Source organism: Azospirillum brasilense (assembly GCF_007827815.1).
Classification (GTDB): domain Bacteria; phylum Pseudomonadota; class Alphaproteobacteria; order Azospirillales; family Azospirillaceae; genus Azospirillum; species Azospirillum brasilense_C.
In genome coordinates this window covers 76,421-91,044 of sequence record NZ_VITH01000020.1, presented here as the reverse complement: position 1 = coordinate 91,044, position 14,624 = coordinate 76,421, and the positions used below count along the sequence as shown (strand labels likewise).

The window sequence follows — 14,624 nt, the reverse complement described above, 5'->3', positions numbered from 1 at the left end:
GGCGCGCGCTCGCTGGTCAAGGTGGTCGACGCCGCCCCGGCGCAGCTGCCCTCGCCGGACTCGGTGTCGCGCGCCCTGGAGGTGCTGAAGGGCGCTAAGCGGCCGCTGATCATCCTGGGCAAGGGTGCCGCCTACGCGCAGGCCGACGAGGCGGTGCGCGAGCTGGTCGAGAAGAGCGGCATCCCGTTCCTGCCGATGAGCATGGCCAAGGGGCTGCTGCCCGACACCCACCCGCAGTCGGCGGGGGCGGCGCGCTCGATGGTGCTGAAGGACGCCGACGTGGTGGTCCTGGTCGGCGCGCGTCTGAACTGGCTGCTGTCGCACGGCAAGGGCAAGACGTGGGGCGAGCCGGGGTCGAAGACCTTCATCCAGATCGACATCGAGCCGCGCGAGATGGACAGCAACGTGGCGATCGTGGCGCCGCTGGTCGGCGACATCGGGTCGTGCGTGTCGGCGCTGACGGCGGGCATGGCCAAGGGCTGGACGCCGCCGCCGGCGGAGTGGACGGGGGCGGTGGCGGCGCGCAAGGAGGCGAACATCGCCAAGATGGCGCCCAAGCTGATGAGCAACGCCTCGCCGATGAACTTCCACGGGGCGCTGGGCGCGCTGCGCCGGGTGGTGCAGGAGCGACCCGACGCTCTGCTGGTGAACGAGGGGGCCAACACGCTGGACCTGGCGCGCGGGATCATCGACATGCACCAGCCGCGCAAGCGCCTGGACGTCGGGACCTGGGGCGTGATGGGCATCGGCATGGGCTTCGCGGTGGCGGCGGCTGTGGAGTCGGGCAAGCCGGTCCTGGCGGTCGAGGGCGACAGCGCCTTCGGCTTCTCGGGCATGGAGGTGGAGACGATCTGCCGCTACAACCTGCCGGTGTGCATCGTGGTGTTCAACAACAACGGCATCTACAAGGGGACGGACGTGAACCCGACGGGCGGGTCGGACCCGTCGCCGATGGTCTTCGTTCCGGACTCGCGCTACGACAAGATGATGGAGGCCTTCGGCGGCGATGGCGTCAACGTGACGACGCCGGACGAGCTGTACCGCGCGGTCAGCGCGGCGATGGACAGCGGCCGGCCGACGCTGATCAACGCGGTGATCGACCCCAACGCCGGGTCGGAGAGCGGCAACATCGGCAGCCTCAACCCCACCAGCGCCGTCCGCAAGGGTCCAAAGACCTGACGATCGAGCGGTAACCAAGGACGCCGGTTCTCCGGTTCCAGGCCGGGCGGCCCTGCCAGCGAGGGGTGGGGCCGCCCTTTTCAGACACAGAGCACCACCGGGAGGAACGACGATGGGAAAAGCTCTTGAAGGCGTGCGGGTTCTGGACTTTACCCACGTTCAGTCGGGTCCGACCTGCACGCAGCTTCTGGCGTGGTTCGGCGCCGACGTCATCAAGGTCGAGCGTCCGGGCGAGGGCGACATCACGCGCGGCCAGCTGCGTGACGTGCCCGAGGCCGACAGCCTCTACTTCACCATGCTCAACCACAACAAGCGGTCCATCACGCTGGACACCAAGAACCCGGACGGCAAGCGCGTCCTGGAGGATCTGGTGCGCATCTGCGACGTGATGGTCGAGAATTTCGCCCCCGGCGTTCTCGAGCGCATGGGCCTGACCTGGGAGCGCATCCAGGAGCTGAACCCCCGCATCATCGTCGCCTCGGTCAAGGGCTTCGGCCCCGGCCCGTACGAGGACTGCAAGGTCTATGAGAACGTCGCGCAGTGCGCCGGCGGCTCGGCCTCGACGACCGGCTTCGACGACGGCCCGCCGATGGTCACCGGCGCCCAGATCGGCGACAGCGGCACCGGCCTGCATCTGGCGCTGGGCATCGTGACGGCGCTCTACCAGCGCACCCAGACCGGGCGCGGCCAGAAGGTGCTGGCGGCCATGCAGGACGCCGTGCTGAACCTCTGCCGCGTCAAGCTGCGCGACCAGCAGCGGCTGGAGCGCGGCCCGCTGAAAGAGTACCCGCAGTACCCGAACGGCGAGTTCGGCGACACCGTGCCGCGCGCCGGCAACGCCTCGGGAGGTGGCCAGCCGGGCTGGATTCTGAAGTGCAAGGGCTGGGAGACCGATCCCAACGCCTACATCTACTTCATCACCCAGGCGCCGGTCTGGGCGAAGATCTGCGACGTCATCGGCAAGCCGGAGTGGGTCACCGATCCGGATTACGCGACGCCCGCCGCGCGCCTGCCGCGCCTGAAGGACATCTTCGCGACCGTCGAAGAATGGACCATGACCAAGACGAAGTTCGAGGTCATGGAGATCCTGAACAAGTACGACATCCCCTGCGGCCCCATCCTGTCGATGAAGGAGCTGGCGGAGGACCAGTCGCTGCGCGAGACCGGCACCATCGTCGAGGTCGATCACCCGACGCGCGGCAAGTACCTGACGGTCGGCAACCCGATCAAGCTGTCGGACAGCCCGACCGAGGTCACCCGCTCCCCGCTGCTGGGCGAGCACACCGACGAGATCCTGCGCGAGGTGCTCGGCTTCGACGAACGCCGCATCGGCGAGGTCCGCGACAGCGGCGCGCTGGGGCTGATCGTTCCCCGCATGGCCGCCGAGTAAAGACAGCCGTGGCAGGGGCGTCCCGACGGGACGCCCGCTCCATGCAGCACGGATAACAGGCGCACGCAGTCCCGAAGAGCGGGGACGTTGACGCACACATCCGGTGAGCCGCAGGCTCACACCGTTATTCTTCCACGGATTCAGCACAGGACGCAGGGTGCCGGCGCGGAAAGCGTCAGCGCCGATGCCGGCCTGCGCCCCGCACCCTTCCATTTTAAACACCCGAAGACAGCCATGAACATCCATGAGTATCAGGCCAAGGGCCTGCTGAAGACGTACGGCGTCGCGGTGCCCCGCGGCGGCGTCGCGTTCTCTCCCGAGGAGGCCGAGACCGTCGCCCGCGAGCTGGGTGGCCCGGTGTGGGTCGTGAAGTCGCAGATCCACGCGGGCGGCCGCGGCGCCGGCCGCTTCAAGGACAACCCCGAGGGCAAGGGCGGCGTCCGCGTCGTCAAGTCCATCGAGGAGGTCGGCAAGAACGCCGCCGAGATGCTGGGCCATGTGCTGGTCACCAAGCAGACCGGCCCGGACGGCCGCGAGGTCAAGCGCCTCTACGTCGAGGAGGGCGCCGACATCAAGCGCGAGCTGTATCTCGGCATGCTCGTCGACCGCGCCACCGGCCGCGTCACCATCATGGCGTCCACCGAGGGCGGCATGGAGATCGAGGAGGTCGCCCACAACACGCCGGAGAAGATCGTCAAGGTCGCCGTCGATCCGGCCACCGGCATCCAGGGCTACCACACCCGCAAGGTTGCCTTCGCCCTCGGCCTCGAAGGCAAGCAGGTCGGGGCGGCGGCGAAGTTCCTGACCGCCATGTACCGCGCCTTCACCGAGCTGGACTGCGCGATCGTCGAGATCAACCCGCTGATCGTCACCGGTTCGGGCGAGATCCTGGCGCTCGACGCCAAGATGGCCTTCGACGACAACGCCCTGTTCCGCCACAAGAACGTGGCCGAGCTGCGCGACGTCGCCGAGGAGGACCCGGCCGAGGTCGAAGCCGCCAAGCATGACCTGAACTACGTCAAGCTGGACGGCAACATCGGCTGCATGGTCAACGGCGCCGGCCTGGCGATGGGCACCATGGACATCATCAAGCTGTACGGCGGCGAGCCGGCCAACTTCCTCGATGTCGGCGGCGGCGCCACCAAGGAGCGCGTCACCGCGGCCTTTAAGCTGATCCTCTCCGACCCGAACGTCGAAGGCATCCTGGTCAACATCTTCGGCGGCATCATGCGCTGCGACGTCATCGCCGAAGGCGTCGTCACGGCGGCCCGCGACGTGAAGCTGCATGTGCCTCTGGTCGTGCGTCTGGAAGGCACGAACGTCGAGTTGGGCAAGAAGATCCTTGCCGAGTCCGGACTGCCGATCCTCTCGGCCGACAACCTCGCCGACGCCGCCGACAAGGTGGTCAAGGCCGTGAAGGAGGCCGCGTAAGATGGCTGTTCTCGTCGATAAGAACACGAAGGTGATCTGCCAGGGCTTCACCGGAGCCCAGGGCACCTTCCATTCCGAGCAGGCGATCGCCTACGGCACCAAGATGGTCGGCGGCGTCACCCCGGGCAAGGGCGGCACCAAGCACCTCGACCTGCCGGTCTTCGACACGGTGGCCGACGCGGTCGAGAAGACCGGCGCCAACGCGTCGGTGATCTACGTGCCGCCGCCCTTCGCGGCCGACGCCATCCTGGAGGCGATCGACGCCGAGATCCCGCTGGTGGTGTGCATCACCGAGGGCATCCCGGTGCTCGACATGGTGCGCGTCAAGCGGGCGCTGGGCAATTCCAAGACCCGCCTGATCGGGCCGAACTGCCCGGGCATCATCACGCCCGACGAGTGCAAGATCGGCATCATGCCCGGCCACATCCACAAGCGCGGCAAGATCGGCATCGTCTCGCGCTCGGGCACGCTGACCTACGAGGCGGTGGCGCAGACCACCGCGGCGGGTCTGGGCCAGACGACCTGCATCGGCATCGGCGGCGACCCGGTGAACGGGACGAACTTCGTGGACAGCCTGGAGCTGTTCCTGAAGGACCCGGAGACCGAGGGCATCATCATGATCGGCGAGATCGGCGGCGACGCCGAGGTCAAGGGCGCGGAGTTCATCCGCGACTCCGGGACCAAGAAGCCGGTCGTCGGCTTCATCGCCGGACGCACCGCGCCTCCGGGCCGCCGCATGGGCCACGCCGGCGCGGTGATCTCCGGCGGCAACGACACCGCGGACTTCAAGATCGAGTTCATGAAGTCCGTCGGCATCGCCGTCGCCGACAGCCCCGCGAGCCTGGGCTCCACCATGCTCAAGGTCTTCAAGGGCTGATCTGTTTTCTTCGCAGTGGTGTTTCCCCGAAGTGACTGGCCGCGCCGGCAACGGCGCGGTCTTCTTTGTTGTGTATTCGGTCAGGGAAGGGGGCTGTTTCCGCAATGTGGAAAGCTAAAAATGAGGGATTGCGGCGAGTGGTCTGACCAGTCATCTTGGTCTTGCACAGGGTGCTTCACCCTTTGTATCGGGCGGGTTGTTGCTCTGCATTTATGCGAGCCTCTCGAAATCACTGGCCGTGCTGGAAACAGCACGGCCATTTTTTGCTCACTTGCTTATTGATCCGGTGCCCGCGCGAGGGCAAGGAAGCCGGCGATGTAATCCACGCTCTCCTCGCCGCGGCGGACGCCGAGATGAATGCTCTTGCCGATCCCTTCGTTCCCCAGCCGCACGCAGCGGACGGGCAGGCCGGCGCCGTCCTCCCGCACCAGCCAGTCCGGCAGGACGGTGACCCCGCGCCGGGCGGCGACGAGCTGGAGCATCAGGTCGGTCGTCTCCGCCGTCTTGTGGCGGAGTGGCCGGCAGTGCGCCGGGACGAGGAAGCGGGTGTAGACGTCCAGCCGCTCCAGGCCGACCGGGACGGTGATCAGCTCCTCCGCGCGCAGGTCCTCGGGACGCGCCACGCCGCGCGCGGCAAGCGGATGCGTCTCATGGACCACGAGGACCAACTCATAGTCGAAGACCGGCGTGAACAGCACGTCGGGGGTTTCGATGGGGTCGGGTGTGATCAGCAGATCGATCTCGTTGTCGAGCAACGCGCCCAGGCCATCGAAGCGGAAGGCGGTGCGGACCTCGAATTCCACGTCCGGCCATTGCGTGAGGTAGCGGGCGGTCATCCGCATCAGCCAAGCCTGGCAGGGATGGCATTCCATGCCCACCCGGAAGGCCCCGCGGCGCCCCGACGCGAAGTCGGCAAGAGCCCGTTCGGCGTGCTCGAACTGCGGCAACAGGCGCTGCGCCAGCGACAAAAGATGCTGCCCGGCCTGGGTGAAACGGAGGCTGCGCCCCTTCTTCATCCAGATCTCCACGCCGCAGCGCTCCTCGAACTTGCGCACCGTGTGGCTCAGCGCCGACTGGCTGAGATTCAGGCGTTCGGCGGCGGCGGTGACGCTGCCCGCCCGATCCACCTCCCGCAGGATCGCGAGAATCTGGCGGTCAAGCATTCATGATCCCCATTCATCCAATCATGAGAAAATACCATTTTCATTCATGATGGCGGGTCGGTAGGTGTGGGGCAACCGTCACCGAACGATTCCCGGACACCGATATGAGCCAAGCCGACCCCACCCCTCATGCACAGGGCCTTTACCCTCACGGGACGGCGAACGTTCTGCGGCTGGCGACCGCGCAGGCGCTGGCCGGCGCCAACGCGGTGGTCGTCTACGCGACGGGGGCCATCGTCGGGAACACGCTGGCGCCGAGCCCGGCACTCGCCACGCTGCCGCTCTCCATCTTCGTCGTGGGCATGGCGGTCTGCACCATTCCCGCCGGGGCCATCGCGCGGCGGCACGGGCGGCGCGCCGCCTTCCTGGTGGGGACCGGCTGCGGCGTGCTCGTCGGTCTGCTGTCCGCCCTGGCGGTGCTTTTGGGGTCTTTCTGGCTGTTCTGCGCGTCGATGATTCCCGGCGGCGCCTACGCCGCCGTGGTCCTGTCCTTCCGCTTTGCCGCGACCGATTGCGTCGAACCGGAACGGCGCCCGCGGGCCATGTCGGCGGTGATGGCTGGGGGGGTGTTCGCCGGGGTCATCGGGCCGCAGCTCGTCACTTTCACGATGGACGTCTGGCCGCCGCACCTGTTCCTGGCGACCTTCCTCGCCCAGGCCGCCGTGGCGGCGCTGTCCGCGCTGGTGCTGGCCGGCGTGCGGCTGCCTATGCCAACCGCCGCCGAGGCCGCCGGAGGCCGCCCGCTCGGCGTCATCGTGCGCCAGCCGCGATTCATCACCGCCGCGCTGTGCGGAGTCGTCTCCTATCTTCTGATGAACTTCATCATGACGGCCGCCCCGCTGGCGATGCGGCTGTGCGGCCTGTCGCAGGAGGCGTCCAACCTCGGCCTGCAATGGCACGTCATCGCCATGTACGCCCCGAGCTTCGTCACCGGGCGTCTGGTCGAGCGGTTCGGCGCGTCGCGCATCGTGTTCGCCGGACTGGGCCTGATCGCCGCCTCCGCCGTGGTGGGGCTGGGCGGCGTCGACGTGACGCATTTCTGGGTCAGCCTGATCCTGCTGGGTGTCGGCTGGAACTTCGGCTTCCTCGGAGCCTCCGCCCTCGTTCTGGAGTGCCATCGGCCGGAGGAGAAGACCCAGGTGCAGTCGCTCAACGACTTCATCGTGTTCGGCACGATGGCGGTGGGGTCCTTCGCGTCGGGCGGGCTGCTGGCCGCCTTCGGTTGGGATTCGGTGCTGTGGGTGTCCTTCGTGCCGCTGGCGGCGGCCATTGCGGCGCTCGCCGTCACCGCCTCGTCCCGCGCCGCCTCCGCGGCCGCCTGAGGCCGTTCGCCCCCTCCCTTCCGCGATTGCGCAGAGTGCCGACGGGTCCCGCCTTTCGGGCGGGGCCACCCCTGCCGACGATCCGGTTTTCGAAAGCCCGAAAAATTTTTGGATGAAAAGCGCAACACGCCAAAAGTTCGTGTTGCCAACAATCGTGTCTCTGGCATACCATATGCCGTATCTGGAGCGCCACGAACGCAGGGACGGCGAGACCGGCTCTCCAGCTCATCATTGAACCATGACTCACATCGGCACGGAACAAGGCCGCCCATGACGCGGCGATGCGGACGCTCGCTCGGACACCGCCTCGCCGGCTCAAGGGGACCCTCATGCCCGGTATCAAAGCGTCGCAATCCCACGGGAGGGAATGATGGTTGGATCGACAGAATCCCAGAGGCCAGCTTTTAACAGTTCCGGCGGCTCGCAGGCGCCCATCTCCGACGGCGCGCGCTGGATGCAGATCGTCGTCGGCATTGTCTGCATGGTGGCCGCGGCCAACATCCAGTACGCCTGGACGCTGTTCGTGCCGGAAATCCAGGCCACCCATGGCTGGACCCGCGCTTCGATCCAGACCGCCTTCACCGTCTTCGTCGTCGTCCAGACCTGGCTGACCCCCATCGAAGGCTACTTCATCGACCGTTACGGCCCCCGCGCCATCGTCGCCTTCGGCGGCGTGATGACCGGCCTCTCCTGGATCGTCGACAGCTACGCCGGCTCGCTCGGCATGCTCTATGTCGGTTCGGCCATCGGCGGCATCGGCGTCGGCTGCGTCTACGCCACCTGCGTCAACAGCGCCCTGAAGTGGTTCCCGGACAAGCGCGGCCTCGCCGTCGGCCTGACCGCGGGCGGCTACGGCGCCGGTTCGGCCGTGACCATCCTGCCGATCGCCAACATGATCCACTCCTCGGGCTATCAGGCGACCTTCTTCTGGTTCGGCCTGCTGCAGGGCACGATCATCCTCATCGCCGCCTACTTCCTGCGCGCCCCGCAGAAGGATCAGGTCAAGGCCTCGACCAAGGTCCTGCAGTCCCGCCGCGACTACACGCTGAAGGAAGCGCTGCAGACGCCGGTGTTCTGGGTCATGATGCTGATGTTCATCTGCACCGTCTCCGGCGGTCTGATGGCGGTGGCCCAGCTCGGCGTGATCGCCCACGATCTGGGCGTGAAGGAAGCCCCGATCAGCCTGTTCGGCATCACCATGGCGGCTCTGCCCTTCGCGCTGATGCTCGACCGCGTGATGAACGGCATCTCCCGTCCGCTGTTCGGCTTCGTCTCCGACCACATCGGCCGTGAAGCGACGATGTTCATCGCCTTCACCTTCGAAGGCCTCGGCATCCTGATGCTCAGCCGCTTCGGCCACGACCCGATCATGTTCCTGATCCTGTCGGGTCTGGTGTTCCTGGCCTGGGGCGAAGTGTACAGCCTGTTCAGCGCCACCTCGGCGGACACCTTCGGCACCAAGCATGCGGCGAAGATCTACGGCGTGCTGTACTGTGCCAAGGGCGTCGCGGCGCTGCTGGTCCCGCTGGGCAACCTGCTGATGGAAGCCACCGGCACCTGGGCGACCGTGCTCTACATCTGCGCCACCATGGACCTCATCGCGGCCTTCTGCGCCATCGCGGTCCTGCGGCCCATGTTGCGCAAGCACCATGCCCGAAACGCCGAACTCGCCGCCCAGCAGGGCACGGGTGGGCTGGCGGTGCAGCCCGGCCACTGATCGGCCCGCGAAGCTCCAGGTTTCGTATCTCGGACGACTTTATCTCGGATGACGGCCGCCGCGCGCACCCCGCGCGGCGGCCTTTTTTTCATTCCAGGAAGAAGGGACGGTTGTGGCCCTCGCCGGACTGGTTGAAGCGGTCCGACGACCAGAGGCCATCCGGCTGCTCGTCCTGCGGATCGGCACTCCACTCGTCGTCCTCCCGCATCAGCAGGGTCAGGCCGTGGCCCATCAGGCCGGCCAGAGCGACGAAGGCGATCAATTGGGATTCGAGCATGGGATGGGCTCCGGGCTCTCGGGAGGGGGGGCGTTGCTTTTTGTTGTTGTGATGCATCGTAGCGGCCCGGCTCAGGCTGCGCAATAGGATTTTGTATACCAGATAATGGATACCAAAATCGCGTCGCTTGCATTGATCGGGTGGGATTCGCCGTGAATCGCGCCGTGATTCGCATTGACGTGGGTGGGGCGGATCGTTCAGCATGGCGACGTTCCAAGGGGAGCCCCATAGCACGGGGCTGAGATGATGCCGTAAGGCGCCGAACCCTTTGAACCTGATCCGGGTCGTACCGGCGTAGGGACAGGAACAAACGGGCCACGGTCACGCGCACCCCCATCGCGCACCCCTCTATGGGGACCGCTCCGGTCGTCCGTTCTGCCGCTCCGTCACACCCGGGTCTCCAACGATCCTATGTGCGATGGAGATCCACAGCAGATGCCCGACACTCTTCCCCCCGCTTCGAAAGACGCCGCGCCGTCCGACCATTTCTCGGTGACGACCGGCCCGCTGCCGTCGTCCAGCAAGGTCCATGTGGCCGGGGAACGCTTCCCCGACCTGCGCGTGGCGATGCGCGACATCCATGTCGGCGGCGGCGAGCCGCCGGTGCGCGTCTACGACACCTCTGGCCCCTACAGCGATCCCGCCGTGCAGACCGACATCCGCCGCGGCCTGGCGGAGCTGCGCCGCTCCTGGATCGAGGCCCGCGGCGACGTCGAGGCCTATGAGGGCCGCGAGGTCCGTCCGGAGGACGACGGGCTTCGCGTCGGCGAGACGCGCGCCGTGCCCGTCTTCGACCGTGCCGGGCGCCGTCCGCTGCGCGGCAAGCCGGGCCGGACGGTCACGCAGATGGCCTACGCCCGCGCCGGCATTGTCACGCCGGAGATGGAGTACATCGCCGTCCGCGAGAATCTGGGCCGCCAGCGGCTGGCCGAGGCGGCGGCGCGGGACGGTGACGACTTCGGCGCCTCCATCCCCGACCATGTGACCCCGGAGTTCGTCCGCGACGAGGTGGCGCGCGGGAGGGCGATCATCCCGTCGAACATCAACCACCCCGAATCGGAGCCGATGATCATCGGCCGAAACTTCCTCACCAAGATCAACGCGAACATCGGCAACTCCGCCGTCGCGTCCTCGGTGGGGGAGGAGGTCGACAAGATGGTCTGGTCGATCCGTTGGGGGGCGGACACCGTGATGGACCTGTCCACCGGCCGCAACATCCACACCACCCGCGAATGGATCCTGCGCAACAGCCCGGTCCCCATCGGCACCGTGCCGATCTATCAGGCGCTGGAGAAGGTGGGCGGCAAGGCCGAGGACTTGACCTGGGAGATCTTCCGCGACACGCTGATCGAGCAGGCGGAGCAGGGGGTGGACTATTTCACCATCCACGCCGGCATCCGTCTGGCGCACATCCCGCTGACCGCGAAGCGCACCACCGGCATCGTGTCGCGCGGCGGCTCGATCATGGCGAAATGGTGCCTGTCCCACCACCGCGAGAGCTTCCTCTACGAGCGGTTCGAGGAGATCTGCGAGATCATGAAGGCGTACGACGTCGCCTTCTCGCTGGGCGACGGGCTGCGTCCCGGCTCCATCGCCGACGCCAACGACGCCGCCCAGTTCGCCGAGCTGGAGACGCTGGGCGAGCTGACCAAGATCGCCTGGAAGCACGACGTGCAGGTGATGATCGAGGGGCCGGGCCATGTGCCCATGCACAAGATCAAGGCCAACGTCGACAAGCAGCTGGCGCTGTGCGGCGAGGCGCCCTTCTACACGCTCGGGCCGCTGACCACGGACATCGCGCCGGGCTACGACCACATCACCAGCGCCATCGGCGCCGCCATGATCGGCTGGTTCGGCACGGCGATGCTCTGCTACGTCACGCCGAAGGAGCATCTCGGGCTGCCGGACCGCGACGACGTCAAGGTGGGCGTGGTAACCTACAAGATCGCCGCCCACGCCGCCGACCTCGCCAAGGGCCATCCCGGCGCCCAGGAACGCGACGACGCCCTGTCGCGCGCCCGCTTCGAGTTCCGCTGGCGCGACCAGTTCCACCTGTCGCTCGACCCGGAGACGGCGGAGCGCTTCCACGACCAGACCCTGCCGGCGGAGGGGGCGAAGGTCGCGCATTTCTGTTCGATGTGCGGGCCGAAATTCTGCTCGATGAAGATCACGCAGGAGGTGCGGGACTACGCCAACTCCGGCATGGCCGAGATGTCGGAGAGCTTCCGCGCCAAGGGTGGGGAGATCTATCTGGAGGAGGGGCAGGCGGCGGACTGACCCCCGAATCGAAAAGGGGACGCCCTCGCGGGCGCCCCCTCGCTTCGGCTCCTTCCCGCGGGGGGAGGGGAAGAGAGCGTCAGGGCGTGACCGTCGCACTCCGGGCGGCCGGCGCGGGCAGCGACTTCGCGGCCATGCGGTTGCGCATCGGGCGCAGGACGAACAGCGCCAGCACGGCGGCCAGCGCGTTGACCGCGGCGGCCAGCAGGAAGACGGCGTGCCAGCTTCCCGTCGCGTCGGCGATGATGTTGGCGAAGGGGATCAGCAGCGCCGCCGTGCCCTTGGCGGTGTAGAGCAGCCCGGCGTTGCTCGCCGCGAACTTCGATCCGAAGGTGTCCGCGCAGCAGGCCGGGAACAGGCTGTAGATCTCGCCCCAGGCGAAGAAGACCAGACCGGTCAGCAGCACGAAGGCCACCGGATCGCGGCCGTAGAGGCTGAGCGCGACGATGCCCACCGCCTCGATGGCGAAGGCGATGAACATGGTGTTCTCGCGCCCGATGTGGTCGGACACCCAGCCGAAGAAGGGGCGGGTCAGCCCGTTCAGCACCCGGTCGATCGACAGGGCGAAGGTCAAAGCGGGCAGGGTCAGGCCGAGGATGCTGACCGGCGCGTGGGCCAGCCCAAAATCCTGGGCGATCGGGCCGAGCTGGGCCGTCGCCATCAGCCCGCCGCCGGCCACCATGACGAACATGGCGTACATGACCCAGAAGACCGGGGTGCGGACCATCTGGCTCGGCGTGTACTGCCGCTGTGCGGGCGGGGCGGCGAAGCCGCCGCGGGCGAGGGGAGCGGAGGGCGGGGCGACCAGCAGCCAGGCGAGCGCGAAGACCACCAGACCCTGGCCCAGCCCGAAGGCCATGAAGGTCGCCTCGTAGCCCGAGGTCTCGATCATCGTGGCGATGGGCACCACCGTCAGTGCGGAACCGGCTCCGAAGCCCGCCGCGGTGATCCCGGCCGCCAGACCGCGCCGGTCGGGGAACCATTTCAGCGCGTTGCCCACGCAGGTGCCGTAGACGGCGCCCGCCCCGATGCCGCCGATGGCCGCCGCGACGTAGAGCATGAGCAGCGAGTCCGCCACCGCGTTCAGCGCCCAGGAGGCGGCGCAGAGCAGCGAGCCGAACAGCACGACGATCCGCGGGCCGAAGCGGTCGACGAACCAGCCCTCGACGGGCACCAGCCATGTTTCGGTGACGATGAAGATGGTGAAGGCCACCTGGATGGCCGCACGGCCCCAGCCGTGCTTGTCGTCGATGGGTTCGACGAAGAGGGTCCACCCGTACTGGAGATTGGCGATCATCGACATGCAGATGACGCCGGCAAGCAACTGCATCCAACGCCCGCCGACAGGCAGGGCGCTTTGCGCACCGGTTTGGCGCATATGGTTCCTCCCGGATGGTCCGCGATCTCGTTCTTGTCCTGGCGCGCGCGGGGTGCGTTGGGTGCCCGACCGCTTCGCTTTATCCTTCGAACGGGGCTGTCCGGTTGGATGCCTGTGGCATGCCAGACGCCATATTCGTGATGCCTTGACGGTGAGTGTGGCGGATAATCCGTGAAGTCATCAACAAATTTTCGTGAGCGGGCGCCGCTCTGGCCGTAAGTGATATATCAAATCGGCCGGCGGCGCCTCACCGCTTACACGACCAGAACCGCGCGGAAGTCGTTGACGTTGGTCAGGGTCGGTCCGGTCACCAGCAGGTCGCCGAGCGCGCTGAAGAAGCTGTAGCCGTCGTTGTCGGCCAGCCGTTCCTTGGCGTTGACGCCGGCCTCGGCGGCGCGGGCCAGCGTGTCGGGAGTGAGCAGGGCGCCGGCGTTGTCCTCCGTGCCGTCGATGCCGTCGGTGTCCGCAGCCAGGGCGTGGACGCCCTTCATGCCGTCCAGCGCCACGGTCAGGGCCAGCAGGAATTCGGCGTTGCGGCCGCCGCGGCCCTTGCCGCGCACGGTCACCGTGGTCTCGCCGCCGGACAGCAGGACGCAGGGCTTGGCCGCCGGCTGGTCGTGCTCGACGATCTGGCGGGCGATGCCGGCATGGACGAGCGCCACCTCGCGCGACTCGCCCTCCAGCGCGTTGCCGAGGATGACCGGGGTGACGCCGGCCTTGCGGGCGACCTCCGCCGCGCGCTCCAGCGCCATCTGCGGGGTGGCGACGAGGATCGTGCTGACGCGCTCCAGCCGCGGGTCGCCCGGCTTCGGGCTCTCGTCGCGGCCGGCCAGCAGATGGTCCATGACCGGCTGCGGCGGGGTGATCCCGTACTTCTCCAGCACGGCCAGAGCGTCGGCGTAGCTGGTCGGGTCGGGCACGGTGGGGCCGGAGGCGATCACCGACAGGTCGTCGCCCGGCACGTCGGAGATGACCAGCGAGACCACCCGCGCCTTGGTCGCGGCGGCCAGCCGCCCGCCCTTGATCGCGGACAGGTGCTTGCGCACGCAGTTCATCTCGGTGATGTTCGCGCCGGAACGGAGCAGCGCCTTGGACACCGCCTGCTTGTCGGCCATCGAGATGCCCGGTGCCGGCAGGGCGAGCAGGGCGGAGCCGCCGCCGGAGATCAGGCAGAGCATCAGGTCGTCGGGGCCGAGCGAGGCGGCGATGTCGAGGATGCGCTTCGCCGCCTGCTGGCCGGCCTCGTCGGGGACGGGGTGCGACGCCTCGACCACCTCGATCCGCTCGCAGGGCACGTTGTGGCCATAGCGGGTGACGACCAGACCGGACAGCGGACCCTTCCAGTGATCCTCCACCGCCTTCGCCATCGAGGCCGCGGCCTTGCCAGCGCCGACGACGACCGTGCGGCCCTTCGGCGGTTCCGGAAGGTGCGGCGGCACGCACAGCGCCGGCTGCGCCGAGGCGACGGCGGCGCGGAACATGTCGGTCAGAAGCGCGCGGGGATCGGTGGTCGTCATGGTCTGGTTGTGTCCCTTCCCTGAGCCGCGCCATTCACCGGCGCCGGTCCTCATGTGCTGGGAATGCTAACGAATTTGGCGCGGGGGGCAATGTTT

At 67.8% G+C, this 14,624-nt stretch carries 11 protein-coding genes and 1 riboswitch; of the genes, 7 read left to right on the top strand and 4 right to left on the bottom strand.

The window, feature by feature from the left end:
• The 4 genes from oxc to sucD all read left to right on the top strand — a co-directional run.
• On the top strand, nt 1-1,179 hold a 1,179-nt coding region (gene oxc / locus FBZ83_RS28535), incomplete at its 5' end, for an oxalyl-CoA decarboxylase (protein WP_145690144.1).
• Nucleotides 1,180-1,291: 112 nt separating this feature from the next.
• Complete coding sequence (gene frc / locus FBZ83_RS28530) at nt 1,292-2,569, top strand: formyl-CoA transferase (protein ID WP_145690143.1); 1,278 nt, start codon at nt 1,292-1,294, stop codon at nt 2,567-2,569.
• 234 nt (nt 2,570-2,803) lie between these two features.
• The gene (sucC, locus tag FBZ83_RS28525; protein ID WP_145690142.1) at nt 2,804-4,000 is read left to right on the top strand and encodes an ADP-forming succinate--CoA ligase subunit beta; all 1,197 of its coding nucleotides are present in this window, start codon (nt 2,804-2,806) and stop codon (nt 3,998-4,000) included.
• A gap of 1 nt (nt 4,001) precedes the next feature.
• Entirely contained in the window at nt 4,002-4,877 is an 876-nt protein-coding gene (gene sucD, locus FBZ83_RS28520; RefSeq protein ID WP_014241630.1) for a succinate--CoA ligase subunit alpha, read from the top strand.
• Nucleotides 4,878-5,152: 275 nt separating this feature from the next.
• Here the strand turns inward: sucD and FBZ83_RS28515 are convergent, their stop codons facing one another.
• Nucleotides 5,153-6,040 carry a LysR family transcriptional regulator gene (locus FBZ83_RS28515; RefSeq protein WP_145690141.1) on the bottom strand — a complete coding sequence of 296 codons (888 nt, stop codon included), beginning with the start codon at nt 6,038-6,040 and terminating at the stop codon, nt 5,153-5,155.
• A 104-nt stretch (nt 6,041-6,144) separates the two neighbouring features.
• On the opposite strand from FBZ83_RS28515, the gene FBZ83_RS28510 reads away from it, so the two are divergent.
• Nucleotides 6,145-7,362 (top strand): MFS transporter, encoded by a 1,218-nt coding sequence (locus FBZ83_RS28510; RefSeq protein WP_145690140.1) that lies wholly within the window; start codon nt 6,145-6,147, stop codon nt 7,360-7,362.
• A gap of 370 nt (nt 7,363-7,732) precedes the next feature.
• Nucleotides 7,733-9,079: an oxalate/formate MFS antiporter gene (oxlT, locus tag FBZ83_RS28505; protein ID WP_211101711.1), complete on the top strand. Its 1,347-nt coding sequence runs from the start codon at nt 7,733-7,735 to the stop codon at nt 9,077-9,079.
• Between the two features lie 88 nt (nt 9,080-9,167).
• Here the strand turns inward: oxlT (FBZ83_RS28505) and FBZ83_RS28500 are convergent, their stop codons facing one another.
• Nucleotides 9,168-9,356, bottom strand: coding sequence for a hypothetical protein (locus tag FBZ83_RS28500; RefSeq protein WP_145690139.1), 189 nt, complete (start codon nt 9,354-9,356; stop codon nt 9,168-9,170).
• A 206-nt stretch (nt 9,357-9,562) separates the two neighbouring features.
• Nucleotides 9,563-9,675: riboswitch (TPP riboswitch) on the top strand.
• 116 nt (nt 9,676-9,791) lie between these two features.
• Here FBZ83_RS28500 and thiC point away from each other — a divergent pair.
• Nucleotides 9,792-11,633, top strand: coding sequence for a phosphomethylpyrimidine synthase ThiC (gene thiC, locus FBZ83_RS28495; protein WP_145690138.1), 1,842 nt, complete (start codon nt 9,792-9,794; stop codon nt 11,631-11,633).
• 79 nt (nt 11,634-11,712) lie between these two features.
• Here the strand turns inward: thiC and oxlT (FBZ83_RS28490) are convergent, their stop codons facing one another.
• On the bottom strand, nt 11,713-13,011 hold the full coding sequence (gene oxlT, locus FBZ83_RS28490; RefSeq protein ID WP_145690137.1) for an oxalate/formate MFS antiporter: 1,299 nt from the start codon (nt 13,009-13,011) through the stop codon (nt 11,713-11,715).
• A gap of 254 nt (nt 13,012-13,265) precedes the next feature.
• The gene (locus FBZ83_RS28485) at nt 13,266-14,528 is read right to left on the bottom strand and encodes a glycerate kinase type-2 family protein (protein WP_145690136.1); all 1,263 of its coding nucleotides are present in this window, start codon (nt 14,526-14,528) and stop codon (nt 13,266-13,268) included.
• Between the last annotated feature and the right edge of the window lie 96 nt (nt 14,529-14,624).

Coding starts and splice junctions, on each gene's coding strand:
- FBZ83_RS28500 (WP_145690139.1), bottom strand. CDS start 9,356: ATGCTCGAATCCCAATTGATCGCCTTCGTCGCTCTGGCCGGCCTGATG.
- FBZ83_RS28510 (WP_145690140.1), top strand. CDS start 6,145: ATGAGCCAAGCCGACCCCACCCCTCATGCACAGGGCCTTTACCCTCAC.
- oxlT (WP_211101711.1), top strand. CDS start 7,733: ATGGTTGGATCGACAGAATCCCAGAGGCCAGCTTTTAACAGTTCCGGC.
- sucD (WP_014241630.1), top strand. CDS start 4,002: ATGGCTGTTCTCGTCGATAAGAACACGAAGGTGATCTGCCAGGGCTTC.
- thiC (WP_145690138.1), top strand. CDS start 9,792: ATGCCCGACACTCTTCCCCCCGCTTCGAAAGACGCCGCGCCGTCCGAC.
- sucC (WP_145690142.1), top strand. CDS start 2,804: ATGAACATCCATGAGTATCAGGCCAAGGGCCTGCTGAAGACGTACGGC.
- oxlT (WP_145690137.1), bottom strand. CDS start 13,011: ATGCGCCAAACCGGTGCGCAAAGCGCCCTGCCTGTCGGCGGGCGTTGG.
- frc (WP_145690143.1), top strand. CDS start 1,292: ATGGGAAAAGCTCTTGAAGGCGTGCGGGTTCTGGACTTTACCCACGTT.
- FBZ83_RS28485 (WP_145690136.1), bottom strand. CDS start 14,528: ATGACGACCACCGATCCCCGCGCGCTTCTGACCGACATGTTCCGCGCC.
- FBZ83_RS28515 (WP_145690141.1), bottom strand. CDS start 6,040: ATGCTTGACCGCCAGATTCTCGCGATCCTGCGGGAGGTGGATCGGGCG.